A 26,593-nucleotide genomic window follows, 5' to 3' on the forward strand; every position below is an offset into this window, starting at 1 on the left:
GCCAAGGGCCATGGGAGCGCCGCGTCGTACACGTACGTACCGCGAGACCTACAGGAAGGAGTTGATCTGGATCGTCTCCGTACGGCCCGGGCCCACGCCGATCGCCGAGATCGGCGCCCCGGACATCTCCTCCAGGGCCTTCACGTACGCCTGCGCGTTCTTCGGGAGGTCGGCGAAGGTCTTGGCCTTCGTGATGTCCTCCGACCAGCCGGGCAGCATCTCGTAGATGGGCTTCGCGTGGTGGAAGTCCGTCTGGCTGTACGGCAGTTCCTCGACCCGCTTGCCGTCGATCTCGTACGCCACGCACACCGGGATCTGCTCCCAGCCGGTGAGCACGTCGAGCTTCGTCAGGAAGAAGTCCGTGAGGCCGTTGACGCGGGTCGCGTACCGCGCGATCACCGCGTCGAACCACCCGCACCGCCGGTCACGGCCCGTCGTGACGCCCCGCTCGCCGCCGATGCGGCGCAGCGCGTCGCCGTCCTCGTCGAACAGCTCCGTCGGGAACGGTCCGGCGCCCACGCGCGTCGTATAGGCCTTGAGGATGCCGATGACCCGGCTGATCTTCGTCGGTCCCACACCCGCGCCCGTGCAGGCGCCGCCGGCGGTCGGGTTGGAGGACGTGACAAAGGGATACGTGCCGTGGTCGACGTCCAGCAGCGTGCCCTGGCCGCCCTCGAAGAGGACCACCTTGCCTTCGTCGATCGCGTTGTTGAGGACGAGGGTGGTGTCGGAGACGTACGGCTTCAACTGGTCCGCGTAGGTGAGCAGTTCCTCGACGATCTTCGCGGAGTCGATCGCGCGCCGGTTGTAGAGCTTGGCGAGGATCTGGTTCTTGAAGTCGAGCGCCGCGTCGACCTTCTGGATCAGGATCGACTCGTCGTACAGGTCCTGGATGCGGATCCCGACGCGGTTGATCTTGTCGGCGTACGTCGGGCCGATGCCGCGGCCCGTCGTGCCGATCTTCCGCGAACCGAGGAACCGTTCCGTCACCTTGTCCATGGTGGTGTGGTACGAGGTGATCAGATGAGCGTTTCCACTGATCAGCAGCTTGGACGTGTCGACACCGCGGTCGTTCAGCCCGCTCAGCTCGGAGAGCAGGACGGCCGGGTCGACTACCACTCCGTTGCCGATCACCGGGATACAGCTGGGCGAGAGGATTCCGGAAGGGAGAAGATGCAGCGCGTACTTCTGGTCGCCGACGACGACCGTGTGGCCGGCGTTGTTGCCGCCCTGATAGCGCACGACATAGTCCACGGACCCACCGAGCAGGTCGGTGGCCTTTCCCTTGCCTTCGTCACCCCACTGAGCACCGAGCAGCACAAGTGCGGGCACAGGCGTACACCCCTTCCGGGCGGGGCATGTCCAAGGTCGGGGGCGCACGTACGGCGTTCGTACGTCGCGTGTGCGCCGTACGACCTGGACGACATCGCACGACATCGCACGAGTTCGCCGGACGTAGATCACAGACGCGGATCGCACGACGTCGTACGACGCAGCCCGAACCGTCGAACCGGTTGCCCCGGAATAGACGAAGCCCCTGGCGCAATAGCGCAAGGGGCTCTTGCACAAAGATGCTACCCGAGGAAGGACCGAGGTGTCGGCTCCAGGGCCCGCCGAGAACGGCGCGCAGCAGCTTCTGGTGGTCATCGACCCGGTCGCCCGCCGGACCGACGGTGAATCCGTACGTATCGCGAAGGACGTGTTGAGCGCGGGTGCGGCGGTGAAGATATGCCTGCCCGAGGGGCCCGAGGAGTTCGCGCGGGCGCTGGCCAGGCGGGGCGGCCGGCGGCCCGTGGTGATCGGCGACGACCGGGCGCTGTTGCGTACGGTCGCGCTGCTCCACCGCGAGCGGGAGCTGTCCTCCGGGGCGCTCTCGCTGGTGCCGGTGGGGGCGTCGGTCGAGCTGGCGCGCGCGCTGGGGGTGCCGACGGGCGCGGTGGCGGCGGCGCGGGCGGTGCTGGACGGGGTGGTGCGGCGGCTGGACCTGCTGGTGGACGAGAGCGATGGGGTGGTGCTGGGGGATCTGCATATTCCGGGGGTGGGGGGTGGGGGGTCCGGGTGGTCGGGGTCTTCGGGGTCGGGGTCCGGGTCGTCCGGGTCCGGGTCCGGGTCCTCCGGGTCCTCCGGGTCCTCCGGCGACGGTTCCGATGGCGGCCGCCAGCGGAACGGGCACGGCAACGGGGCCGGGAGCGAATCCGGCAGCGGATCGGGGAGCGGGCCCGGCAACAGACCCGGGAGCGGCCCCGGCAACGGATCCGGCAACGGGCCCGGGAGCGCGGGCGGGGCGCACGGTGCGGCGGCCATGTGGAACACGTGCCGTTCGCTGGTCCGGACGCTCGTACGGCCGCCGTCCGGCGCGTACCCCGCGCACACGTACCGGCTGCGGGTGGAGGCGGACGGGGTGCTGCTGAGCGACCTGGACGAACCGGTCGAGGGGATCCTGGTCCGCTCGCGGGGCGGCCGGGCGGAGGTGGTGATCCGTACGCGCGCGTCGGCGGAGCCGGTGCGGGCCAGCGCGCTGTCGGTGACGGTTTCGGGGGCGGACTTCCGCTACCGGGCCGACGCCCGGGTCACCGGTCCGGTCCGGACGCGGACGTGGACGCTCCGGGCGGGGGCGTGGGGGCTGACGTTGCCGACGACGTATTCGGTTCCGGGGGCTTCTGGGACGCGGTGACCACCGATAGCCTCGGGTGCCACGAAGCCGGTACCACGCCTGGGGGCCGACCGATGCAAGATCCGACGCTCGATCCGCCGTCCGATTCCCTCTCGAGCCACGCACCGGAGGTGGCTCTCGACGTCCCCGCCACGGCGGAGGCGCTCGCCCGCTACCGCTCGCGGGCCGGCATGTGGGTCCGCGTCGGCCTGACGACGGCGGCGGGCGGCGCGGTCGTCGAGCTGGCGAACGCCGCCAAGCGCCTGGACTGGGCGGACGTGGTGGCGGAGGTCATGGGCGGTCTGGCGCTGGCGCCACTGCTGGTCGGCCTGAGCGCGCTGCGCCTGGCCCGGCTGATGCGCCTGCGCCTCGCGGCGCGGCCCTGGACGGCGCTCCCGGCGGTGACGGCACCGCACGGCCCCCACGCGGCGGCGGTGGTCCTGCGCGACCCGGCCCCGGGCGGCGAGCCGGTGGCGCTGACCCTGGTGGGCCTGCACGACCGCCACCGCGCGGCCGACCCCGGCCCGGACGGCGAGCTGTGGTGGTGCGGCGACCCACAGGTAGGCGGGGTCCTGGCCCGCCCAGGCGGCACCGAACTGATCTGGGCCCGCACCCCGGGCCGTTTGACCCGGGAACGGATCCTGGCGGCGGTACGGAGGGCGGAGGGGGCGCCGTAGGGGCTTGACGGGGGCGGGGGTGCCTCGCGGGGCGGGGGGTCGCTTCGCGGCGGGCCGGGGCGAGGTGCCGGACGGCGGGGGCACGCCACCGGGCGCGGCCGAGGCCGGTCACCGCACGGCAGGGCACGCCACCGGACGTCGGAGACCGGACGCCTCGTGTCCGTGCCAGGGCCGGAGGACGAACGGTCGGGCACGCCACCGGGCGGTCGGGGCGCGGGGGCCTCGTTGGATGCGTCGCGATTGGACCCCGGAGGGTCTCAGGCGGCTGTAGTCGTCGTGGGGGTGGCGAGGGCTACTGGCATGACCAGGGTGGTGAAGCTGCCCTGGTCGGCGGAGCGTACGACGACCGGTTGGGTCGGCGTGGAGATCTCCAGCAGCACGTCGGGGCCGACCCCGGTTTCCAGGGCGGGGGCGAGAACGGCCGGGTCGAAGGCGATCGTCAGGGTCAGGTCCTCCTGTCGGACAGCCGGTACGGCGCTCCCGCCCTGGGGGCCGGGGTCGGCCGACCGCGAGACGACCACCTCGTCCTCACCCAGCCGCACGGTGACCGCGGGCGTGTCCCCGCAGCGGTGGACGGCGGCCAGGAGTGCCGCCCGGTCCACGATCACCCGGCATTCGGGCGGGGGCAGGGCGGAGAGCATGTCTCGGTAGGCGGGGAAGCGGCGGTCGACGAGTGGGAGGGGGCGCGAGCCGGCCGTACCGTACAACCTGCCGCCGTCCGGCGCAATCTCGATGGTCACTTCGGCGCTGCGCGCGGCCCACGCCCCGATCTCGATCAGGTCGGCCGCGTCGATCAGGAAGTGGCAGGAGGGGCCGTCGGAGGCGGCGGGGGTCAGGACGCGCGTCGAGAAGCGATAGCGGTCGGTGGCGACGAGGCGGACCTCGGCGTCGTCGATCTCCACGAGGACGCAGGCGAGTTCGGGGTGCGCCGCGTCGCGGCCGACGGCGGGGGCGACCTGGCGGGCGGCACTGGCCAGCTCGGCGCCGCCGAGCCGTACCCGGGTAGGGGCCGCGGTCTCCGAGAGGGTACGCAGGACCGCCGCGATCGTGACGTCGGCCTCCTGGCTCCGGGCCCGTACGCGGCCGCGGTGCCGCTCCAGCACGGCGCGGGCATCGTCCCCGGACCCTTCGAGTACGGCGACGACGTCGGCCAACGGCAGCCCGGCCTCCCGCAGACTCCGCACCAGCCGGGCGCGCGGCTCCTGGTCGGGGCGGTAGAAGCGGTAGCCAGAGGCCCCGTCGACATGGGCGGGCCGCAGGACGCGGCAGTCGTCGTAGAAGCGCAACGCGCTGGGCGCGAGGCCGACGCGGCGCGCGAAGGCACTGATGCTGAGGAGTTCTGTGTTGCCGTCCATGCCCTGATCCTCGACTTTCATCCCACTCGAAGGTCAAGCCGACCGATGTCCGCCGCGCCCTCCGTCCGACTCGGGACCGTCACCGCGACACGGAGGCCTCGTCGTCGCTCCGCGCGCGGCAGACGGTCACGATCGAGGCGACGGCATCGATCCCGACGGGCCCGACGATCCTCGACCGAGCGAGCGCGGGCAGTTCGGCGGACCGCCTCTACCGGCCAGGGGAGCGGCATCTCGGGCAGGTGGCGCGTGAGCGAAGTCTGAACTCGGCCGTTCGCAGCCCGCACACCGCGCACCGCACACCGCAGGAAGGCGGTTGGCGGCGATCGTCTTCGTTGCCTCGTCATCGGGCTGTACGTGGGGGGCAGTTGCCTCCGTCGTTCCGCTACCGCCGACCAGCAGAATGAGATGTCCTCCAACTCCGGTAGCCGGGAGCGTTTCCACTGATGACCGCACAGCCCGTACAGCCGTTCAAGCCTTCCCTCGTCAAAGCGGTATTCAGGGATGTGACCTCGATGCACGTCTCTCGGTCGGCTGCGCAGGCCGCCGCCTCGGTGACGCGGACCGTGCTGACGGAGATCATCAACGGCGCGAGGGCAGCGGCCGCGGCGGAGGCCCGGAAGAAGCTGATCCCCCGGGACCTTGTCACCGCGATCGACCGGAACGTCGAGCTCGAGGTGGGGAGCAACTGGTACGCGCACACCCCGACGTTTCATGGCCTGCTGGGTGTCGCATACGACGCCAACGGTGTCATCGAGCCTCCTCGTAAGCGCAGCAGGTCGCGCAAACCGAGTGCGGTGGTCGGCGCCCACAAGTTCGAGGCCGGAGTCAAGCAACTGCTGCGAAGCCGGGGGGTGACGGCCGTCCCGGCGATGGTCCGCGACCTGGACGGAATCGCGAGCATGTTCCTGACGGACCTCGCCCGGGACGCGGCCATGGTCACCCGCGAGGGCGGGATCAAACGTTTCGGTACGGTCAGCCTGGTGATACCGGGCGAACCGGACCCACCCCCGCGCCTCAAGGAATTCCCCCGAGTCCGGTCCGTCCGTGTGGGCGACAGGCGGACCATCGGCAGCGACGACGTCCTGGACGCCGCCACGATCCAGCTGTTCGGCGACCTCAGGCACCAAGCCCTTACCGAGGCGCACGAGACGCTACAGAACATTTCGGCCGGCTGAGGGGAGGGCAGCGGTGGGGCGGCGGGTGGCTATGCAGCCGTCGGGGCGGATGAGGACGAGTTCGTCGCCGGTGGTGCCGTAGGCGCGGTGGGCATGGCCGTTCGTGTCGATGACGGTGCCGGGGGTGGTGGCGGTGGCGGACGGGTCGGTGGTCACGTGGACGGTTCGTGGTGCGGCCGCGGTCGCGGGGGTGCCCGGGAGGTCCGGGAGCGGTGTGGTGGTGACGGTGAGCAGGGTCCAGTGCGGGCCGCGCAGCAAGTCGTACAGGCGTACGGGCCCGCCGTTATCGTCAACGGCTGGTTCGACGGCGCCGCCGAAGGGCCCAACGGGACCGCTACGTAAGGAAGGGACCCGCATGAACGCCCCGGAGGCGAAACGCGAGGCACCCGCACCCAAACCCGCACCGGGATTCGCGCCGGGGTGTGGGTGGTACGCGCTGACTCCCGGCCTCGCCGCGCTCGGCGTCTACGGGGCCACGGTGTGGACCGCCCGGTCCTGGGCGAGTTGCCCCCTCGGGAACGACGCGAGTAACGCCATCGGGCTCCAACTGCTCATGCCCGTCATGTGGATCTGCGTCACGCTGCCGGTGCTCCTGCTCCAACTCGCCCTGCGCCGAGGGCCTTTGCGCGGCAGCCGGGTGGTGATGTGGCTCGTGCCGTGCGTCGCGGTTGTCGCGCTCGCCCTGCTGTACCGGTGGGGGATGGGGTGGCCTTACCACCCGCCTGGCGGCCAGTGCGCGGAGGGCTATCCGCTGTTCCCGTTCACCGGCACGACAGGTCCGCGCTCCGTCGAGTAGGCGAGGGTGAGTGGGGTGCGGGGCCCCGGCTTATCCACAGGCTGTGGACAACCACGGCCGCGCGCGTACGAATGTCCGCACCCCGACGCCTACCCCGGCGTCACCAACCGCGCCTCGTACGCGAACACCGCCGCCTGCGTGCGGTCGCGCAGGCCCAACTTCACCAGGATGCGGCTCACATGCGTCTTGATCGTGGACTCCGCCACCACCAGGTGCTCCGCGATCTCCGCGTTCGACAGACCCTGTGCGATCAGCACCAGCACCTCCGTCTCCCGCTCCGTGAGATCCCCGATACGCGCCAGCGCCGGCGGCCTCGGCGTCTCCGAGAGCTTCGAGAACTCGGTGATCAGACGCCGCGTCACCGTCGGCGCGAGCAGGGCCTCGCCGGACGCCACCACCCGTACCCCGTCCGCCAGTTGACGCGCCGACGCGTCCTTCAGCAGGAAGCCCGACGCGCCCGCCCGCAGCGCCTGGTACACGTACTCGTCCAGGTCGAACGTCGTCAGCACCAGCACCTTCGCCGCCGCGTCCGCCGCCACGATCTCGCGGGTCGCCTCGATCCCGTTCAGTTCCGGCATCCGGATGTCCATCAGGACGACGTCGGGGTGCAGGGCGGCGACCTGCGTGACCGCCTCGCGCCCGTTGACCGCCTCCCCCACCACCTCGATGTCCGGCATCGCGTTCAGCAGCACCGAGAAACCCTCGCGGACCATCACCTGGTCGTCGACGATCAGCACTCTGATGGTCACGCCGCTTCCCCGTCCTTCACGGCGGCCACCGGGATGAACGCCGCGACCTCGTAGCCGCCGTCCTCCTGGAGATCCGCGGTCATCTCGCCGTTCAGCATCGTCACACGCTCCCGCATCCCCGTGATGCCGTGACCCGCCCCCGGCGACGGCTTCACCAGCCCGCGCGGCGGGGTGTTGACGATCCGCAGCCCGAGCCCGCCGAGCACGTAACTGATCTCCACCCGCGCCGTCGACCCCGGCGCGTGCCGCAGCGCGTTGCTCAGGGCCTCCTGGACGATCCGGTACGCCGACAGCTCGACGCCCTGCGGCAGCTCCCGTACCGCGCCCGTCACCGTCTTCTCCACGGTCAGCCCGGCGTCCCGCACATTGCCCAGCAGCCCGTCCAGGTCGGCGAGCGTGGGCTGCGGGGCGTCGGGCGCCTGGTAGTCCTCGGCGCGTACGACCCCGAGGACGCGGCGCAGCTCGGTCAGCGCGGCGACGGCGTTCTCGCGGATCGTGGCGAAGGCCTTCTCCAGCTCCGGGGGCGGATTCTCCACCCGGTACGGGGCCGCCTCCGCCTGGATCGCGACGACCGACATGTGGTGGGCGACGACGTCGTGCAGTTCGCGGGCGATGGTGGTGCGCTCCTCCAGCAGCGTGCGCCGGTCGCGCTCGACGGCGGTGACGCTCTGCTGGATCGCGACCTCCTGCTCCGCCTCGCGGCGGACGTGGAGCACGGTGACGGTGAGGAGGACCAGAGCGGAGAGGAAGAGCATGGGGGCGGAGGTGGCGCCTCCGGCGTACCCGCCGAGGAAGATCGCGGCGAAGGTCGCGTACACCGCCGTGAGCACCCACAGCCAGGCGGCGGTGCGCGGCCGGGTCCGGATCGCGACGACGGTGATCACGAAGAGGTACCCGGCGAAGGCGCCCGGCGTCCAGGGCCAGTTGTCGTAGCTCCCGCCGAGGATGCTCAGCACGGCGGAGACCGCGAGGGACAGCCACCAGGCGCCGACCGGCCTGACCAGCGTCATCAGCAGCGGGACGGCGGGGAGGAGGCCGAGGAGCGACTGTTCGTCGGACACCCCGACCAGGGCGACGATCAGCGCGCCCAGCACGATCACGCCGTGCGGCAGCCACGCGGAGTACTCCCGTATCCGGCCGGGCAGCCGGCGGGTGATCGGGCCGTCCGTCCGCCTGGGTTCGAGCGGGCGGTAGGCGAAGGCGTCGTGGAAGAGGTCCTCGCGCAGGCCGCTGATGGCGTCCATGGCGAGGCGGAACTCGGGGCTCCGGGTCTTCCCGGTCTCTGTCTCGGTCACATTGCCAAGGTAGGGGGAGGCGCGCCGCTGGGTCGTCACCACGGAAGCGGATCCTGGGGGGTCCGTCGCAGGGACTACGGGGGTACGTGGGGCGGCGGCCCTCCGGGGACCACGGGGGCCTGGGGCGGGCGCGGGGGCCCATGTCCCGTGGCCCGGGGACGACTCGACACCGAGCGGTCGCGCCGAGGCGGAGGGCGCCGGGGAGCGAGGCAGGGCACGGTACGCGCGGGGCGGGACGGTGACGACACTCACACGGGGTCGGTACGCACGAGGCGGCCGGCGGCGGGGGCGAAGTGGGCGGCGGGGAGGCTGGCGGGGGCAGTGAGCCGCCGGGGTGGAGGGTGACGGCGTTCACGGGGCGGGCCGTGCGCGCACGGGCAGGCGGCGACGACGTTCACGGGGGCCGTACGCGCCGGGCGGACGGTCACCGATTCGCCGGGACCAGCCCGACGCGCCCAGCCGGACGGCGGTGCTCGCGAAGCCGGCGATACCGACGCAGACGGGGCCGCACACCCCGGGCAGACGGTGACCGCGTTTACGGAGGGGCCGTACGCGCCCAGGCAGACGGTGACGACGTTTACGGACGGACCGTACGCGTCGGGGGCGGACGGCCGTACGCACGAAGCCGACGGCTGGCAAGGGGCCCGTCGGGTGGACGGTGACCGCTCGCGGCCGGTCCGCGCCGAGGTGGACAGCGGTGCGCGCGAAGCTGGCTGGCGGTGAGGACGCTGACGGGGACCGTACGCGCCGGGCGGACGGTGACCGCGTCACGGGCGGGGCGGCCGGCCCGCGCCGAGGCGGACGACGGTGCGCACGAAGCCGACGGTGACGGCGCTGACAGAGGCCCGTACACGCCAGGCGGACCGTGACGGCGCGTACGGGGGGGGCGGGCACCACGCGACCAGGCGGACGGTCACGACGTTCACGGGGCTGGCCGGCCCGCGCCGGGGCAGACGGCGGTACGCGCGAAGCCGGCGGTGCCGACGCTGACCGGGGCCCGTAGACGGCGGGGCGGGCGCTGGCCGCATTCACGTGGGCGAGCCCGTACGCGCACCGGCCAGGCGGTCACCGCGTGCACGGGGGGCTTGGCCGTACGTGCCGGGGCGGCGTGACCGTGTTCACGGGAGCGGGCCTACGCGCCAGGGCAGACAGTGGCCGCGTTCACGGGGCCGGCCGGCCCGCGCCGGGGCAGACAGCGGCCACGTTCACGGGGGGGGTGCCCGCGCCAGGGCAGATAGTCACCGCGTTCACGGGAGCGGGCCCAGGCGCCGAGGCGGACGGTGGCCTCATTCGCGGGGGCCGGCCCGCGCCGGGGGCGGACCGTGGGCGCGTTCGCGGGCGGCGTTCGCGAGAGGGGACCTGCCACGGCGGTACAGCGCCGCGTCCCCCTCACCACGCCAGCTGGGCGATCTCCTCCGCCACCACCGCGCACGCGTCCGCCGCCGGGTCGATCAGGGGGAAGTGGCCCACGTCCGGCAGCACGGTCAGGCCCACCGTCTCGCCCGCCTTCGCCGCCGCGTCCACGTACGCCTCCGCGACCTCGTACGGCACCGTCAGGTCGGTGCGGCCCTGGACCACGGCCGTCGCGATGCCCGTCGGGAGCAGGGCCGCCGGGTCGGCGCTCGCCCTGCGCTCCGCGAAGTGCTCGTCGCCGCCCAGGAGTTGGACGATCGCCCCGCCGCACACGTCCAGCTCCACCGCCCGCGCCAGGTCCGCGATCGGCGCGAGCGCCACGACCCCGCGCAGCGGCGGCGGCTGCGGGAGCCGCCACGGCGACCCCTCGGGCAGTACGTGGCGGGACGACGCCCACAGCGCGAGGTGGCCGCCCGCGGAGTGGCCGGTCACCACGATGCGGCGCGCGTCGGCCTGCGGTACGGCGGCCGTGACCAGCGCGGGCAGCGCGTCCATCGCGGCGGCCACGTCGTCGAACGTCTCCGGCCAGCGGCCCGCCGCGGGGCGGTCGTCGGGCTGGGGCGTGCCGGTGCCCTGGTGCGGGAGGCCGGGACCCCGCCGGTACTCGACGTTGGCGACGGCGAACCCCCGGCGCGCCAGGAAGTCGGCGAACGGCGTCATGTGCGCGCGGTCGTACCGCGCCCGCCACGCGCCGCCGTGGAACACCACGACGAGCGGGACCCGTTCCTGGTTGCCCCGGGGCGCGTAGAAGTCGATCACCTGGTCGGGGTGGTCGCCGTACGCGGCGGTGGCGTCGGGCGGGACGACCGGGTGGGAGAAGGCCGACTCGGTCTCTGCTGCGTCACGAACCACGGGATCGTGCGCGCCGGGGTCCGGCATGGTGCTCCAACCTCTAGGTGCAGGCTGCGAATTGACCTGATCAGCGGGGACGGTACCAGTACGACCCGGAGTCGATCACATCCCCGCGGACCAGAACGTGACCACCCGCCCCGCACCCGCCGCCCGACCACAGAGAGCAGCTGGCCAAACCCCGCCCCACGCCACCCGCCGTCACCGCCGACGCCGGTCCGCGTCACCACGGACCCGGTGCGCGTCACGCCGAACGCCACCCCCGCCCCACCACCGACCCCGGGGCCCGCATCACCCCGAACACCGGCCCCCGCCACCCCGGCCCCCAGTCCGCGCAGCCCCCGGACACCGCCCGCGTCACCACACACGCCGCGCCGCACAACCCCCGCCACGCCACGGGCGCCCGGTCCGCGTCACCCCGCGTCACCACAAACGCCCACCCCGCGCCGCCCCGAGGGCCAGTCCGCGTCACCACACACACCCCGCCCCGCGCCACCCCGGAAGCCAGTCCGCATCACCACGCACACCCCACCCCGCGTCACCCCGGAAGCCGCCCCGCGCCTCCACCGGCGCCCGGTCCGCACCACCCCGCCACACCACGAACGCACACCCCGCGTCACCACGCACACCCCGCCCCGCGCCACCCCGGAAGCCGCCCCCCGTCACCACCGGCGCCCACTCCGCGCCACCACAAACGCCCGCCCACGTCACCACAGACCCCGCGCCGCGCCACCCAGGAAGCCGGAGTCCGCGTCACCACACGCAGACCGCCCCGCCCCACCCCGGAAGCCGCCCCGCGCCTCCGCCGGCGCCCACTCCGCGTCAACACGAACGCCCGCCCGCGTCACCGCAGACGCCCCGCGTCACCACCGGCACCCGCCACCGGCACCGCCACCCCGAACCCCGCGCCCCCCGCGCCCCCCTCACCCCGCCGCCAGCACCTCCCCCAGGACCCGCGCCGCTCGTTCCGCGTCCGTGAAGCGCACGTACAGCGGGGTGAAGCCGAAGCGCAGGACGTCCGGTCTGCGGAGGTCGCCGACCACGCCTCGGGCGATCAGCGCGTCCATGACCGCCGGGGCCTCGGCGCAGCGCAGGGCGACCTGGCTGCCGCGCTCCGCGTGCGCCGCCGGGGTGAGCGGGCTGACCCGCCCCGCCGGGGCGTACGCCTCCACGCACTCCAGGAAGAAGTCCGTGAGCGCCAGGCTCTTGGCCCGTACGGTCTCGATCCGCACCCCGTCCCAGACGTCGAGCGCCGCCTCCAGCGCCAGCATCGAGAGGATGTCGGGCGTACCGACCCGGCCCCGCGTCGCCCCCTCCGCCGCCTCGAAGTCCGACGCCATCGCGAACGGGTCGGCGTGCGACGTCCAGCCGGGCAGCGGGGAGTCGAAGGCGGCCTGGTGGCGCCCGGCGACGTACAGGAAGGCGGGCGAACCGGGACCGCCGTTCAGGTACTTGTACGTGCAGCCCACCGCCAGGTCCACCCCGTGCGCGTCCAGCCCCACCGGCAGGGCGCCCGCGCTGTGGCACAGGTCCCACACCGCGAGCGCGCCGGCCTCGTGCACGGCGGCGGTGATCCCGGGGAGGTCGTGGAGCCGGCCCGTACGGAAGTCGACGTGGTTCATCAGGACGACAGCCGTACGCGGCCCGAGCGACCCGACCAGCTCCGCGGGGTCGACGGGCACCAGCGGCTTGCCCGTCATGCGGGCCGCGGACTGCGCGATGTACCCGTCGCTGGGGAACGTCGTCGCGTCGACCAGGATCTCGTCCCGCGCCGGGTCCGTCGGGTCGAGCAGGCGCACGGCGGCGACGAGGGCCTTGAAGACGTTCACGCTCGTCGAGTCGCCGACGACGATCCGCCCGGGGGCGGCGCCGACGAGCGGCGCGATCCGGTCGCCGATCCGCTCGGGCGCGGTCCACCAGTCGCCCTCGGTCCAGGAGCGGATCCGCAGCTCGCCCCACTGGCGGGTGATGACGTCGCGCATCCGCTCCGGTACGTGCCGGGGCAGCGCGCCGAGCGAGTTCCCGTCCAGGTAGACGGACGCGTCGTCGAGCGCGAACAGGGCGCGGCGGTCGGCCAGTTCGTCGGCCGCGTCGAGGGCGGCGGCCTTCGCGGCGAGGGCTTCGGCCTTGGCCGCGAGGGAAGTGGCGGCGAGGGAAGTGGCTGCGGCGGCGGACGGCTGGGACGAGGCGCCCGGCGCGGCGGCCGACGGGGCTGGGGTGTCAGACATAGCTGCGCGCCGTCCAGAGCTCGGGGAACACGTTCTTGGTCGCGCGCTTCTCCAGCCACGCCACCCCGGCGGACCCGCCCGTACCGGTCTTCGAGCCCATCGCGCGCCGCGTGGCGACCAGGTGGTCGTTGCGCCAGCGCCACACCAGCTCGCCGACGTCCGTCAGCGCCTCGCCGAGGCGGATCAGCTCGGTGTGCTGGTCGGCGTCCGCGTAGACGCCGGCCCACACCCGCTCGACCTCGGGCGACGGCTCGTACTTCTGCGAGAGGTCGCGCTCGACCACCGCGCGCGGAACGGGGAGCCCGCGCCGGGCGAGCAGCCGCAGCGTCTCGTCGTACACGCTGGGCTCGTGCAGGGCCTTCTCCAGCTCGGCGTGGACGCGCGGGGCGCCCCGGTGCGGGACGAGCATCGACGCGGACTTGTCGCCGAGCAGGAACTCCATCCGCCGGTACATCGCCGACTGGAAGCCGGAGCCCTCACCGAGGGCGCTGCGGTACGAGTTGAACTGCGCGGGCGTCAGCTGTCCGAGCGGCTTCCACGACGCGTTGAGCGCCTCCAGCTCGCGTACGGACCGCTTGAGCGCGTCGACGGCCACCTGGATCCGGTCCTCGCGCAGGGCGCGGGACGCGGTCTCCCACTCGTGGACGATGACCGTGAACCACAACTCCATGACCTGCGTGGTGACGAGGAAGACCATCTCGCCCGGGTCGTCGGAGAGGGGGTGCTGAAGGTGGGTGAGGACGTCCGCCTGGACGTAGTCCTCGTACGGGGTGGTGCCTGCGAAGTCGAGATGCGGGGCTTCCGTGGGCGGGGCGTCCGCTTGGGGCGCTCCTGTGGGCGGGGCGTCCGCGTGGGGCGCTCCCGTGAGCGGCGCTTCTGTGTGCGGGACGCCCGTGTGCGGGGCGTCCGGACGCGGCGTGCCCGAACCCGCGGATCCGGAGGCATCGGGGGCATGCGACATTGCTGTCTCCTCGATATTGCTACCGGGTAGCGGTCCGCCCCTTCCGTTTCGTCTCGGAGCTCCGGTCCCCTGTTCGCATCATAATCCGGCTCCCGGCACACGGCTCCGCCAGGCCACAGGCGCCCCATAAGGCCTGATCAGGCGAAGGCCCCCGGCCCCATAAGGCCTGATCAGGCGAAGGGTCCCGAGAGGTACGTCCCGTTCCTGTCGTACGGCCAGGCGTTGGCCCGGCACCCGTCCAGCCCCTTGATCTGCTGCATCATCACCGGCGCCGGCCAGCCGGGCCCCGGGCACGCGAGATGGCGGCGGAGGCCGATCTCGTGGCCGATCTCGTGGTTGATGATCAGGTGCCGGTAGTCCGAGGCGGGCCCGTCGAAGGTGGGCGAGCCCTCCGTCCAGCGCCGCAGATTGACCACCACGCCCTCGGTCGTCTCGCAGTTCAGCTCGCCGTGGGTGTCGAGCCCCTCGGCCCGGCAGAGCCGGTCGGCGGTGGCCGGGGTGGCGATCCTGATGGTGAAGTCGGCGTGGGCGGAGACCAGCTGGAAGGCGCCGCGGCCATGGGCGGCCCAGCTGCGCGGGTCGGCCAGGATGTCCTGGATCTCGGTGGCCGCGCGGTCGGCGGACAGGCCCGTACCGGTCTCGACCTGTACGAGGTAGCGGCGCGGGGTGCCCGTACCGACCGGGGCGCCGTGCGCCGACGCCGTGGTGAAGGCGGCGGGCTCGGGGCCGCGCTGCCGGGAACCCAGCGAGGCGGCCGCGCCGATCAGGACGACCAGGCAGAGGCCGAAGAGCAGCGCGCGGGCGCCCGGACCGCGTCGTTCGCCCGTCACCGCCCCCACATCCGCCCCTTCCGTACCGGTAATCGACAAAGGCCCACCCCCCGGAGAGACGGGGTGGGCCTTCGTGAGGTTGCTCGTTCAATGATTCAAGCGGTTGGAGCGACGTACGGGCCGACCGCCCTACCGGCCTGCCTACCTCAGCCCAGCGTGTCCGCCGCCAGCGGGGACGAGTCGCGGAGGAACGTCGAGCAGCGCTCGTACTCCTCCTGCTCACCGATCGCCTGCGCGGCCCGGCCGAGCGCGTGCAGGGCGCGCAGGAAGCCGCGGTTCGGCTCGTGCTCCCACGGCACCGGGCCGTGCCCCTTCCACCCGCTGCGCCGCAGCGAGTCGAGGCCGCGGTGGTAGCCGGTCCTTGCGTACGCGTACGACTCGACGACCCGCCCACCCTCGAACGCGTCGTCAGCAAGCCGCGCCCAGGCCAGCGAGGAGGCCGGGTACTTGGCGGCTACGTCGGCGGGCGAGGTCCCGTTGGCAAGGAGCTCGCGCGGCTCGGGGTCGTCGGGCAGTTCGGTGGGGGGCGGCCCCCCGAGAAGGTCTTTGTGAATGGCCATGCCTACAGTCTGCCCTGCCCCACCGAAGACCCGCCCCGCCCGGCAGGCCGCGGAAGGGGGGTGGCTCCGCCGGGCGAACGTGGGGAGCGTCGTGCGCGGGACGGGGCGGCCCCACCGGGCAACTGCGGGAAGCGGCGCACGCGGCACGAGGCGACCCCGCCCAGCAGCTGCCGGAAGCAGCGCACACGGGACGCGTGGCCCGCCTGGCGACCGCGGGGAGCGGCGCGCGGAACAGGGCAGCTCCGCCGGGCTACCGCCGGAAGAAGCGCACACGGAACGAGGCGGCCCCACCGGGTCCCGGCCCACCCCGGCCGGCAGGCCGCGGGAGGCCCGGTCGGCAATGGGAAGCCCGGGCAGCCGTGGTAGCGGCGTGCGGGAGGGGCGGCTCCGTCGGGCCCGTGGAAAGCGGGCGCGTGGGGAACAGGGCGGTCGCGCCGGGCATCCGCCGGAAGCGGCGCCCGCGGAACGAGGCGGCCCCGCCCGGCGACCGCGCGAAGCCCGGCGAACAGCCCGGGACCGGGAACGCCACCTGGCGGTTGGCACAGGGCCGGGCAACCCCGCCTGGCGCTAGGCAGCCCCCAGAGTGGGACCGGGCGAGCTCGCTCGGTGGGCGCGCCAGGACCGGGCACCGCCGCCCAGCGAACAGCCCGGCAAGGGCAACCCCGCCCGGCGGTCAAGCCGGGACGGCTGCTCGGGACAGGACCGCTGTCATGTCCTCCTCGGGGAGTGCCGGGTTGGTGCCTGCGCTGGAGGCCAGTTCGGGGACGTGCAGTGCCTCGCGGAGTCTGGGGAGCGGGAGGCGGGGGTCGGCGGCCGCCGCCTGGCGGGTCCAGACCTCGGGGTCGTGGCTCAGCCGTTCGATCAGCGCGGGGGTGGCGGCCGGGTCCCGGACGGCCAGGCGGCGGTAGGTGCCGTCCGGGTGGTCCGCGTAACGGCGGGCGAGGCCCTCACTGGGGAAGCGGGGGTGCGTCTCCGCCATCCACGCGGAGAACGAGCTGCCGAGCCGCGCGTACACCCGCATGAGGACCTCCTCCGGGACGTCGGGGTGGTGGATGCCCAAGAGGTTCTCGACCGACGGGTCCTCGGTACGCGCGAGCAGGCGCAGGAGGTCGGGCGGCAGGTGGGGGCTGAGGGCGGCGGTGCGCCGGAGCAGCGGGTGGGCGGAGGTCGCGGCCCGGCGCAGCACCCCGGGGTCGGCGAGGCCGTCCCGTACCCACTCCACGTCTCCCCCGGCGTGCGCGCGCACCGTGAAGTCGATCGACATGCGCCGCGTCTCGCCCAGTTCGGGCCTGACGGAGACCGCCAGCCGTACGGCCTCGTCGGGGTCGGCGGCCAGGCGCTCCACCAGGTCGGCGGGCAGCGACGGGTTCCCGGCGAGGGCGGTCAGGTGTGTCCGCTCGGCGAGGTACCGCTCGGCGTCCGCGCGGTGGAGGAGCCCGCGTCGCAGCGCCTCGGCGGCGGACTCCGGGTCGCGGAGGAGCGTGGCGGTGAGGCGCGCGTCCCGGTGGCACTCCGCCAGCGCGGCGGCCCGCCGTACCGGGGCGTCGGGGTCGGCGAGCAGCGCGGCCCGCGCGTCCGCCGGCAGCGTCCGCCACGCGCGCGCCGCCCGCAGGCGCGCCGCCGGATCGCGGTGCGCGGCGAGCGAGGCCACGAACGACGGGGTCAGGTAGGGCGAGTCCAACAGCGCTTCTCGTACGGCGGGGTCGGGGTCGTCGAGCAGGCGGGCGCACACGTCGTCCGGCAGCGGCGCGACCGTCGTACGCGGGGCGGGCCACTCGGGTCCGTAGGCGAGCGCGGCCCGCACCTTGGGCGAGGGGTCGTCCACGAGACGGGCACGCTGCGCGGGTTCCGCCCTGGCGCTCATCGCGAAGCCGACGCGGGTACGGGGGTTGGGGTGCGCCAGGATCGCGGCGACGGCCTGCTCGGGGAGTCCGGCCCGCTCGACGGCCTGCCGGGGCGGACCGTACCCGCCGCCGTCGAACGCCAGCAGACGCAGCAGCAGCGCGGTCGGCAGCGCCTCGTTCCGAGCGACCCCATCCAGCGCGGACGCGTGGAACGCGACCATGGCTCCTCCTCACCTCAGCCCCGGCAGGTCACCCCGCCCACCACCATGATCCCCGCACGAGCGGGCCATTGCCGCCCCCGCACACAGGCGACAACCCGTTCCCCACCAGCCACAACCCGTCACACCCTCACCGGCCGCCGGCCCGTCAAGCGCCACGGGCCGCAACCCACCGCCCCACCAGCCGCAAGCCCGCCAAGCCCAACGGGCCGCAACCCACCTCCCCACCGGCCACCGGGCCGTTAAGCGCCACGGGCCGCAACCCACCACCCCACCAGCCGCCGGACCGCCAAGCCCCACGAACCGCAACCCACCACCCCACCAGCCGCCGGACCGCCAAGCCCCACGAACCGCAACCCACCACCCCACCAGCCGCCGGACCGCCAAGCCCCACGAACCGCACCCCACCGCCCCAGGGCCGCCCAGCCCGAGGAGCCGCACCCCACCACCCCACCAGCCGCAGGACCGCCAAGCCCCACGAACCACACCCCACCAGCCGCAGGACCGTCACGCCCCCGCCTCCCCCTCCCGGTGACGCAGGTCCGCCCCCCGTACCGGCTCCAGCGGTGGCGACGACAGGCCGCAGTGGACCTTGCACTCGGGCTGTTCGTGTGCGGCGGGCGCCCCCGTCGGCGCCGGTGGTGTGCGTACGGTCAGGAAGGCCACCAGCGACCCCACCACCAGGATCCCCGCGCACACCGGCATCGACATGCGGAACGTGTGGTCGAACTCGGTCGCCGACCGGAACGCCTCCGGGCTCGTCCCCGCGATCAGCGGCAGCGCGGCCACCGCGAGCAGGCTCGCCGCACGGGCCGCCGCGTTGTTGATCCCGCTCGCCAGCCCCGCGCGCCCCACGTCCACCGACGCCAGCACCGTCGCCGTCAGCGGCGCGACGAGCGTCACCATCCCCGCGCCCATCACCACCAGCGCCGGCAGGACGTCCGCGAGGTACGACGCGCCCTGTCCCACCCGCAGCATCAGCAGCAGCCCGCCCGCGCACAGCAGCGGCCCCACCGTCAGCGGGATGCGCGGGCCGATCTTCGCCGCCAGTTCGCCGGACCGCGCCGAGAACAGCAGCATCAGCGCCGTCGTCGGCAGCAGCGCGGCGCCCGCCTGGAGCGCCGAGTACCCCACCACCACCTGGAGCTGGAGCGCGGCCAGGAAGAAGAACCCGCCGAACGCCGCGTACACGCACAGCGTCACCAGGTTCACCGCCGTGAACAGCCGGGACTTGAAGATCGACAGCGGCAGCATCGGGTCCGGCGTGCGGTGCTCGTACAGGACGAAGCCCGCCGCGACCACGACGCCCGCGATCCCCGACCACACCTCCTTGGCGATCAGCGCGTACGTCACCAGCGCCAGCGCCCCCGCGCCCAGCACCGCGCCCAGCACGTCGAACCGGCTGTGGTGCGCCGGGTCCTTGGACTCGGGCGCGTGCCGCAGCGCCACCGGCACGCAGATCGCCGCCAGCGGCAGGTTGATCAGGAACACCCAGCGCCAGCCGGGCCCGTCCACCAGGTAGCCGCCGAGGAACGGCCCGACCGCCGCGCCCACCCCGCCGAGCCCCGACCACACCCCCACGGCCCGCGCCCGGTCGTCCGGGTGGAAGCTCCCCTGGATGATCGCCAGGGAGCCCGGTACGAGCAGCGCCCCGCCGATGCCCTGCAACGCGCGCGCGAGGATCAGCAGTCCGGCGTTGGGCGCGACCCCGCACAGCAGCGAGCCGAGCCCGAACCACACCACCCCGACGACGAAGACCTTCCGCCGCCCGTACCGGTCGCCGAGCGACCCGCCGAGCAGGATCAGGGCGGCGAGGGTGAGCGTGTACGCGTTGATGGTCCACTGGAGGGCCGCCAGGTCGGCGTTGAGATCGTCCCCGATGTGCGGCAGCGCCACGTTGACGACGGTCCCGTCCAGCAGGGCCATGCTGGAACCGAGCACCGTCGTGAGAATGATCCAACGGCCCTTGGCCGAGGACAGTCTGATCTCCATACCCGGATCATCCACGTCCGGAGGTCAGGAGGCGAGCCTGCCGAGCGCACAACCCGGATCATCCACGCCCGGAGGTCAGGAGGCGAGCCTGCCGAGCGCGCGGATCAGCGCGTCGACGCCCCGTTCGGCCTTGGCGCGCGGACACCCCACGTTGAGCCGTACGAATCCGTCGCCACCGGCCCCGTACGTCGACCCCCGCATGATCGCGACCTTCTCGACCTCGACCAGCTCCCGCTGGAGGGCGTCGTCGTCGATCCCGAGGGGCCGCAGGTCGATCCAGGCGAGGTAGCCGGCCTCCGGCGGGCGCCAGTCGAGCTGGGGAAAGGCGGAGTTCAGCCGCTCGGCGACCAGGAGGAGGTTCTGTCCGACGTACGTGTTGAGGGCGTCGAGCCAGGGGCCTCCCTCGCGGTACGCGGCGATGTGGGCGATCAGCGCCAGCACGGCTGGCGATTCGAGCCCCTCGCCGGTCGCCATGCGGCGGACGAAGGCGGCATGGTCGCCGGGGTCGCCGACGAGTCCGTACGAACCGCTCAGCGCCGGGAAGTTGAAGGCCTTGGACCCGGACGTGATCAACGCCCAGCGCCCGGTCCCGAACCGGGTCCAGGGCAGGTGGCGCACCCCGCCCACATGCAGGAAGTCCGCGTGGATCTCGTCGCTGATCACCGCGACCCCGTACACCTCCGCCAGCCGCGCGAACTCCGTCAGCTCGCCCTCCGTCCACACCCGCCCCGTCGGATTGTGCGGCGAGCAGAGCAGCAGCACCTTGCTGCCGGGGCGGGCGAGCTGCCGCTCCAGCGCGGCCGTGTCGCCGACCGGCGCCCCGCGCAGCTCGCGCCCGAGCCCCGCTATCGCCTTGAGGAAGCCGTCGTACGTCGGGGTGTGGACCACCACCCCGTCCCCCGGCCCGGTCCACATCCGCAGGAGCTGCGAGAGCTGGTTGAGCACGGACGGCGCGTACACCAGCCGGTCCGTGTCGATCGCGGTGTCGTACCGGGTCGCGAACCAGAGCCGTACCGCCGACAGGAAGTCCTCGTTGCGCCAGTCCGTGTACCCGAGCACGCCGTGCGCGATACGGCGGTGCAGCGCGTCGAGCACGACGGGCGGCGACGCGAAGTCCATGTCGGAGATGGTGAAGGGCAGCATCCCGTGGGCCGCCGCCGCGCCGAAGCGGTCGGCGACGCCGTCCCACTGCACGGACCAGGTGCCGGTGCGGTCGATGACGGTGTCGAAGTCGAAGTCGGTATCGAAGTCGGTATCGATGTCCACGAGATTCCTCCGGGCATGACACGGGCCCGGCATCGTGAAAGGGATGCCGGGCCCGGTGTACGGAAACGGTGCGTACTACTTGATCTTCGTGCCCGTGGAGCGCAGCGCGGCGCACGCCTCGGTCACGCGCGCGGCCATGCCGCCCTCGGCGAGCTTGCCCCAGGTGCGGGGGTCGTACGTCTTCTTCGAGCCGACCTCGCCGTCGACCTTCAGCACACCGTCGTAGTTGCGGAACACGTGGTCCACGACGGGCCGCGTGAACGCGTACTGGGTGTCGGTGTCGAGGTTCATCTTCACGACGCCGTTCTCCAGCGCGGTGGCGATCTCCTCGGCCGAGGAGCCCGAGCCGCCGTGGAAGACGAAGTCGAAGGGCTGGCTGCCCGCGGGCTTGCCGTACTTCGAGCCGACCCCCTCCTGGAGGTCCTTGAGCAGCTCGGGGCGGAGCACGACGTTGCCCGGCTTGTAGACGCCGTGCACGTTGCCGAAGGACGCGGCCAGCAGGTAGCGGCCCTTCTCGCCCAGGCCGAGCGCCTCGGCGGTACGGAGCGCGTCGTCGACCGTGGTGTAGAGCGAGTCGTTGATCTCGTGGCTGACGCCGTCCTCCTCGCCACCGGTCGGGGTGATCTCGACCTCAAGGATGATCTTGGCGGCGGCGGCCTTGGCCAGCAGCTCCGCGCCGATCTCCAGGTTGTGGGCGAGCGTCTCGGCGGAACCGTCCCACATGTGCGACTGGAAGAGCGGGTTACGCCCGGCCTTCACGCGCTCGGCGGAGACGTCGAGCAGCGGGCGGACGTACGTGTCGAGCTTGTCCTTGGGACAGTGGTCCGTGTGCAGCGCCACCGTGATGTCGTACTTCGCGGCGACGATGTGGGCGAACTCGGCGAGCGCGACGGCGCCCGTCACCATGTCCTTGTTGTACTGGCCGCCCAGGAACTCCGCGCCACCGGTGGACATCTGGATGATGCCGTCGCTCTCGGCCTCCGCGAAGCCGCGCAGCGCAGCGTGCAGGGTCTGGGACGAGGTGACGTTGATGGCCGGGTAGGCGAACTTGCCTGCCTTCGCCCGGTCGAGCATCTCGTTGTAGACCTCGGGGGTTGCGATGGGCATCGGGCCGCTCCTTGTGATGTGCGGGTGTGAGGACTAGTCCCTGACCGGGGGCATGTCGTGGGGCGACGTCATCGTCGGCCCCATCTTTCCAGACTCTCGCTCGGGCTCGGCGCTGACCGGGGGCCGTTTCACGTGAAACGGCCCCCGTGCACACAAACGCCCAGGTCACACCAGGTAACAGACACCTCAGGAACCCCAGACCGGAGCCTCGAACGCCTCCCGCCCCGGCCTCAGGCCAGGTCGAGATCCCCCCGGCCTCAGGCCAGGTCGAGGTCCCGCGGCCTCAGGCCAGGTCGAGATCCGCCGTCGTGTACGCGTGGAGGTACGGGAGCCCCGCCTCCGTCACGGTCGCCGCCGCGCCCCGGTCCACGATGACGGCGACCGCGACGACCTCGCCGCCGGCCTCCCGTACCGCTTCGACGGCGGTCAGCGGCGACCCGCCGGTGGTGGACGTGTCCTCGACCACCAGGCAGCGGCGGCCCTTGACGTCCGTGCCCTCGATCCGGCGCTGCATGCCGTGCGCCTTCTGCGCCTTGCGCACGACGAACGCGTCCAGCCGCTTCCCGCGCGCGGCGGAGGCGTGCAGCATCGACGTCGCCACCGGGTCGGCGCCGAGGGTCAGCCCGCCCACGCAGTCGAAGTCCAGCTCGGCGGTGGTCTCCAGCATGACCTGGCCGACCAGCGGCGCGGCGTGACCGTCCAGCGTGATCCGGCGCAGGTCGATGTACCAGTCGGCCTCCAGACCCGAGGAGAGGGTCACTTTGCCGTGCACCACGGCGATGTCCTTGATCTGCTGGAGCAGTTCAGCGCGTACGTCAGTCATGGTCACGAGCTTAGACCGCCCGGTCGGGCGGGCCGCCGGTGCGCTCAGAGCCGCTGCCAGCTCCACTTCGCCGACACTTCGAGCGGCTCCAGCGGGGTGACCAGGCGGGGCAGGGTGTTCAGCCCGTTCGGCGGGCCCGACTGCGGTTCGACGCAGACCGCCTCGTCCTGCTCGTCGTACACCACGACCCACTCCTCGCGGCTGGTGACCCGCAGCCGCAGCTGCCCCGGCCAGGTGAGGGTGACGTCGACGCCGTCGGGCATGCCGAAGCAGTCGTCCCAGGGGCCCGGTACGGGCTCGATGCGGCGGCCGGTGGGCAGCGAGTTCTCGCCGCGCTCCTCCTGCCAGGCCGGGCTGAAGTCGAGGTGGACGTCGCCGTTGCCGAGGTTGCGCCGGAACCACGGGTGCCAGCCGGCCTGCGCGGGGAACGACGAGTCGTACGTCTCCACGCCCATCGTGAGGATCAGGGAACCCTCGGCCAGCTCGAAGGTCTGGGTGACCCGTCCGCTGTACGGCCAGGGCTCGCCCAGGTCGTACGTGAACGCGGCCCGGCTCTCCGTCGCCGCCGCCCTGCCCTCGGGCTCGATCCCGCTCGTGCGGGCGACCCGCCAGCTGGTGTCGCGGCCGGTGCCGTGGATCGCGTGCGCGCCGGAGTTCAACGGCATCTGGTGCACGACGTCGCCGGTGCGGAACTGGCCGTTCTCGATCCGGCCGCACCACGGCACCATCGGGAAACAGCCGAACCGCTCGCCCTGGCGCAGCAGTTCCGTCCCGTCGATCCGCAGACCGCTGATCCGGCAGCCGTTCTCCGGGTCGATGGTCAACTCGGCGGTGCCGGCTGTCAGTCGGATGCTCTTCTCGCTGCTAGTCACGCTCCGACAGTACTGGCGCGAGCCGACCGGCGCGCCCGCGAGCGGCCGGCGCTACTCGCGCGAGGCGACTGCCGCCCCCGCGTGGAACCGGCGCCCCCTCGTGCGGCCGGCGCTACTTGCGGCGCCGCAGGACGCGCCCGACGACCACCGCGGACGCGAGGGCGAGGGCGGCGGCGGGCGCGATCCACCGGAGCGTGGCACCCGGCCCGGCGGCCTCCGGGGCGGGGACGGGGGCGTACCGGCCGCGCGGGGGCGCGTGGTCGACCTCCTCGGCGCTGCGGCCGATCATGGTGCGGCGGGCGTGGGCGGCCTCGGCGGGGGGTTCGTCGGGGATCAGGAAGTCCCCTTCGCCGGCGGTGGTCTCCCCGTCGAGGGGCACGAGGGGCCCGTCGGGCGGGCCGTCCAGCGCGGACGGGGGTACGGAGGCACCGAACCCGCTGCCGGCGTCGGCATCGGGGTCCTCGACGTCATCCGCGTTCTCGACATCCTCCGCGTCCGCCGCGTCCTCCACCGGCGCCAGCGCGTCGGCCGCCCGGTCGGCGGACGGCGGGGGCGCGGGCCTGTCGCGGCGCGCGGCCTTCCCACCGGACCCCGGCGCCCCCGGCCCTTCGGGCGTCTCCGGCGCCACGGCCTCTTCCGCCAATCGGGTGGCGAACCGGTCCAGCAGCCGGTGCGCGGCCGCCGTGGCCGCCTCCGGGGGCAGCTCGGCGAGGCGGCCCTCGGCGCGGGCGCCGCCGGTGAAGGCGAGCGTCGTGCCCTCCGCCGTGTCGGTCAGCCGCAGCGTGAGCGTCAGCTTGGCGGAGCCCGTACCGCGGGCCTCCGTGCCCTCGGCCCCGACGGTGAAGACCCCGTCCGCGCCCTCGGCCAGGGTCAGCGCGCCCCGGTACGTGATGGTGTGGCCGCCGGCCCGGAACTTCAGCCGCCCGGCGAGCGCGCCCGCGGCGGCGTCCGCGTCCTGCTGGAGTCCCGGCACGCAGCGGGCGACCCGGACGGGGTCCCGCAGCGTCTGCCGGAGGGTCTCTGCCGTCACCGGAACGAACACCTCATGCTCCATGAGAACCGAGCCTACTCAGCCCACCCCGTTCAGGCGCCCCCAAGCGACGAACGAACCCGTACGGGTACGTGCCCCCGCCCGGAGGCCTCGCCCGGAGGCCCAGCCCGGAGTCCCCGCCCGGACAGGCGCCCGTCACCCCCCGTACCGCGGATGCACCAGCGTCGACGGCGGCAGGTCCGCCCGGCGGGAGTCGGCGGCCTCCCGGGCGTCCGACGCCAGCTCCGGCAGCGTCAGGGAGCGCAGGCGGGGCGCGTCCGCCGCCAGGCCGAGGGCGGGCGGCCGGCCGGGCGCGGCCAGGACCAGGCCCCAGTCGCCCGTCGCCGGGGGACCGCCCCGGACGCGGTCGGGGCCCGCCGTGAAGCGGGTGAGGCGGCCCTCCGCGCGGTACGGGGTCGTGCCGAACCCGGCCGCCCGGAGCGTCGCGTCGACCGTCCAGTACGTACGCGGCTGCGCCGTCGGCGAGCCCGCGTGCACCGCCAGCCGCCCGCCGGGGGCGAGCGCCCCGCGCGCGAGGCCGTAGAACTCCTCCGAGTACAGCTTCGTGCTCGCCGTGATGCCCGGGTTCGGCAGGTCCGAGACGATCACGTCGTACGTGCCGTCGTCCGCGTCCTCGTCCCCCCGCACCCCGTCCGACCGATCCGGCCCCCGCACCCCCCGCAGCCACGCGAACGCGTCCGCCGTCACCGCCCGCACCCGGGGGTCGTCGTACGCGTGCCCGTTCAGCGCCGACAGCGCCGGGTCCGTGCGGGCCAGCCGGACCACCCCGGGGTCCAGCTCCACGACCGTGACGGAGCGGACGTCCCCGTACCGGAGCACCTCCCGCGCGGCCAGCCCGTCCCCACCCCCCAGGACCAGCACCCGCCCGTGCGGCCCGCGCATCGCGGGGTGCACGAGCGCCTCGTGGTAGCGGTACTCGTCCCGCTCGCTGACCCGCAGCCGCCCGTCCAGGTACAGGTCGAGCGGTTCGCCGCGCCCGCCCGTGAGCACCACCTCCTGGACCTCCGTGTGCACCGCGACCCGCACCCCGTCCCCGTACACCGCCCGCCGCGCCGCCCGCTCGAAGTCGTCCACCAGCACCGCGGCGGCCGCCAGCACGGCCAGCACCAGCACGTTGACGAACACCAGCAACAGCCGGGAACGCGGCGTCAGGTCCCGGCGGAACACCCACAGGACGAGCGCCCCGCCCGCCAGCGCGTTGACCGCGCCCGTCAGCAGCGCCCCGGTCAACTGCCCCAGCCACGGCAGCAGCAGGAACGGGAAGGCGAGCCCGCCGACCAGCGCGCCCACGTAGTCGGCGGCGAACAGGTCCGCGACCGTCCCGCCCGCGTCCTGCCGGGACACCCGCTGGATCAGCGTCATGAGCAGCGGGATCTCCGCGCCGATCAGCACCCCGATGGCGAGCGAGAAGCCGACCAGCGCGAACCGCGACTCCCCCACCCACGCGAAACTCGCGTACAGCACCAGCGCCGAGCAGCCCCCCAGCAGCGCCAACGCCGCCTCCACCAGCCCGAATCCGACCGCCGCCCAGGGCCGCAGCCGCTTGGCGAGCAGCGAACCGATGCCCATCGCGAAGACCATCACCGACAGCACGACGGACGCCTGCGTGACGGAGTCACCGATCAGGTACGACGCGAGCGCGACCAGCTCCAGCTCGTACACCAGTCCACACGCGGCGCACACGAAGACCACCGCGAGGATCAGGAAGCGGCCGGCGTCCGGCCGAACGGGCAGCCGCGCCCCGCCCTCGGGCGGTCCACCTGGGGGAGGCCCACCGTGAGGCGGTCCACCCTGCGGTGGCGAGGAGACGGACTGCTCGATCATGCCGTAACGCTACGTCACAGCAAGATGCCGGTTTGTCACCCACACGGGTGCAAAA

Annotated in this window: 22 protein-coding genes; 4 read left to right on the plus strand and 18 right to left on the minus strand. The window is 73.6% G+C overall.

All coding sequences use genetic code 11. From position 1 onward, the window contains the following. Positions 1-48: 48 nt before the first annotated feature. The gene (locus HA039_RS15580) at positions 49-1,332 is read right to left on the minus strand and encodes an adenylosuccinate synthase (protein ID WP_167029642.1); all 1,284 of its coding nucleotides are present in this window, start codon (positions 1,330-1,332) and stop codon (positions 49-51) included. Positions 1,333-1,594: 262 nt separating this feature from the next. Between HA039_RS15580 and HA039_RS15585 the strand changes: the two genes are divergently transcribed. Next, positions 1,595-2,674 carry a diacylglycerol kinase catalytic domain-containing protein gene (locus tag HA039_RS15585; RefSeq protein WP_167029645.1) on the plus strand — a complete coding sequence of 360 codons (1,080 nt, stop codon included), beginning with the start codon at positions 1,595-1,597 and terminating at the stop codon, positions 2,672-2,674. A 110-nt stretch (positions 2,675-2,784) separates the two neighbouring features. Continuing rightward, positions 2,785-3,330 carry a hypothetical protein gene (locus tag HA039_RS15590; protein ID WP_167029648.1) on the plus strand — a complete coding sequence of 182 codons (546 nt, stop codon included), beginning with the start codon at positions 2,785-2,787 and terminating at the stop codon, positions 3,328-3,330. Between the two features lie 257 nt (positions 3,331-3,587). Here the strand turns inward: HA039_RS15590 and HA039_RS15595 are convergent, their stop codons facing one another. Continuing rightward, positions 3,588-4,685 carry a DNA polymerase III subunit beta family protein gene (locus tag HA039_RS15595; RefSeq protein ID WP_167029651.1) on the minus strand — a complete coding sequence of 366 codons (1,098 nt, stop codon included), beginning with the start codon at positions 4,683-4,685 and terminating at the stop codon, positions 3,588-3,590. 443 nt (positions 4,686-5,128) lie between these two features. Here HA039_RS15595 and HA039_RS15600 point away from each other — a divergent pair, with 443 nt between their 5' ends. Then, the gene (locus HA039_RS15600; protein ID WP_167029654.1) at positions 5,129-5,860 is read left to right on the plus strand and encodes a hypothetical protein; all 732 of its coding nucleotides are present in this window, start codon (positions 5,129-5,131) and stop codon (positions 5,858-5,860) included. Here the strand turns inward: HA039_RS15600 and HA039_RS15605 are convergent. Further along, positions 5,837-6,217, minus strand: a complete 381-nt coding sequence (locus HA039_RS15605) for an aromatic-ring hydroxylase C-terminal domain-containing protein (RefSeq protein WP_341830020.1) — start codon at positions 6,215-6,217, stop codon at positions 5,837-5,839. The two genes, HA039_RS15600 and HA039_RS15605, sit on opposite strands and share 24 nt — an antisense overlap. Here HA039_RS15605 and HA039_RS15610 point away from each other — a divergent pair. Further along, the gene (locus HA039_RS15610; protein ID WP_167029660.1) at positions 6,216-6,656 is read left to right on the plus strand and encodes a hypothetical protein; all 441 of its coding nucleotides are present in this window, start codon (positions 6,216-6,218) and stop codon (positions 6,654-6,656) included. The genes HA039_RS15605 and HA039_RS15610 overlap by 2 nt on opposite strands. An 89-nt stretch (positions 6,657-6,745) precedes the next feature. Here HA039_RS15610 and HA039_RS15615 read toward each other — a convergent pair whose 3' ends face one another. From HA039_RS15615 to HA039_RS15685, 15 genes are all read right to left on the minus strand, one after another. Continuing rightward, the gene (locus tag HA039_RS15615) at positions 6,746-7,405 is read right to left on the minus strand and encodes a response regulator (protein ID WP_167029663.1); all 660 of its coding nucleotides are present in this window, start codon (positions 7,403-7,405) and stop codon (positions 6,746-6,748) included. Then, positions 7,402-8,649: a sensor histidine kinase gene (locus HA039_RS15620; RefSeq protein ID WP_167036876.1), complete on the minus strand. Its 1,248-nt coding sequence runs from the start codon at positions 8,647-8,649 to the stop codon at positions 7,402-7,404. The genes HA039_RS15615 and HA039_RS15620 overlap by 4 nt, the downstream gene beginning before the upstream one ends. Before the next feature lie 1,440 nt (positions 8,650-10,089). Continuing rightward, positions 10,090-10,992, minus strand: a complete 903-nt coding sequence (locus tag HA039_RS15625; protein WP_167029666.1) for an alpha/beta hydrolase — start codon at positions 10,990-10,992, stop codon at positions 10,090-10,092. Positions 10,993-11,885: 893 nt separating this feature from the next. Next, positions 11,886-13,190: a kynureninase gene (kynU, locus tag HA039_RS15630; RefSeq protein ID WP_167029669.1), complete on the minus strand. Its 1,305-nt coding sequence runs from the start codon at positions 13,188-13,190 to the stop codon at positions 11,886-11,888. Continuing rightward, positions 13,183-14,151 carry a tryptophan 2,3-dioxygenase gene (locus tag HA039_RS15635; protein ID WP_167029672.1) on the minus strand — a complete coding sequence of 323 codons (969 nt, stop codon included), beginning with the start codon at positions 14,149-14,151 and terminating at the stop codon, positions 13,183-13,185. The genes kynU and HA039_RS15635 overlap by 8 nt, the downstream gene beginning before the upstream one ends. 170 nt (positions 14,152-14,321) lie before the next feature. Next, positions 14,322-14,981 carry a DUF3152 domain-containing protein gene (locus tag HA039_RS15640; RefSeq protein ID WP_341830021.1) on the minus strand — a complete coding sequence of 220 codons (660 nt, stop codon included), beginning with the start codon at positions 14,979-14,981 and terminating at the stop codon, positions 14,322-14,324. A 146-nt stretch (positions 14,982-15,127) separates the two neighbouring features. Continuing rightward, positions 15,128-15,541: a DUF3151 domain-containing protein gene (locus tag HA039_RS15645; protein ID WP_167029679.1), complete on the minus strand. Its 414-nt coding sequence runs from the start codon at positions 15,539-15,541 to the stop codon at positions 15,128-15,130. Positions 15,542-16,214: 673 nt separating this feature from the next. Beyond that, positions 16,215-17,606, minus strand: coding sequence for a Mucin-2 (locus HA039_RS15650; RefSeq protein WP_167029682.1), 1,392 nt, complete (start codon positions 17,604-17,606; stop codon positions 16,215-16,217). A 504-nt stretch (positions 17,607-18,110) separates the two neighbouring features. After that, a complete protein-coding gene (locus tag HA039_RS15655) occupies positions 18,111-19,595 on the minus strand; it encodes an MFS transporter (RefSeq protein ID WP_167029684.1) in 1,485 nt (494 codons plus the stop codon). Positions 19,596-19,670: 75 nt separating this feature from the next. Beyond that, a complete protein-coding gene (locus tag HA039_RS15660; protein WP_279592838.1) occupies positions 19,671-20,861 on the minus strand; it encodes a MalY/PatB family protein in 1,191 nt (396 codons plus the stop codon). Positions 20,862-20,936: 75 nt separating this feature from the next. Continuing rightward, positions 20,937-21,968, minus strand: coding sequence for a class II fructose-bisphosphate aldolase (fbaA, locus tag HA039_RS15665; protein ID WP_167029690.1), 1,032 nt, complete (start codon positions 21,966-21,968; stop codon positions 20,937-20,939). A gap of 283 nt (positions 21,969-22,251) precedes the next feature. Next, complete coding sequence (gene pyrE / locus HA039_RS15670; RefSeq protein WP_167029693.1) at positions 22,252-22,791, minus strand: orotate phosphoribosyltransferase; 540 nt, start codon at positions 22,789-22,791, stop codon at positions 22,252-22,254. Positions 22,792-22,835: 44 nt separating this feature from the next. Next, positions 22,836-23,663, minus strand: coding sequence for an aldose epimerase family protein (locus HA039_RS15675; RefSeq protein ID WP_167029696.1), 828 nt, complete (start codon positions 23,661-23,663; stop codon positions 22,836-22,838). 112 nt (positions 23,664-23,775) lie between these two features. Beyond that, positions 23,776-24,717 (minus strand): SRPBCC domain-containing protein, encoded by a 942-nt coding sequence (locus tag HA039_RS15680; protein ID WP_167029699.1) that lies wholly within the window; start codon positions 24,715-24,717, stop codon positions 23,776-23,778. Positions 24,718-24,849: 132 nt separating this feature from the next. Continuing rightward, the gene (locus tag HA039_RS15685; protein ID WP_167029702.1) at positions 24,850-26,538 is read right to left on the minus strand and encodes a polyamine aminopropyltransferase; all 1,689 of its coding nucleotides are present in this window, start codon (positions 26,536-26,538) and stop codon (positions 24,850-24,852) included. Positions 26,539-26,593: the final 55 nt, after the last annotated feature.

This window comes from Streptomyces liangshanensis (genome assembly GCF_011694815.1).
GTDB lineage: Bacteria > Actinomycetota > Actinomycetes > Streptomycetales > Streptomycetaceae > Streptomyces > Streptomyces liangshanensis.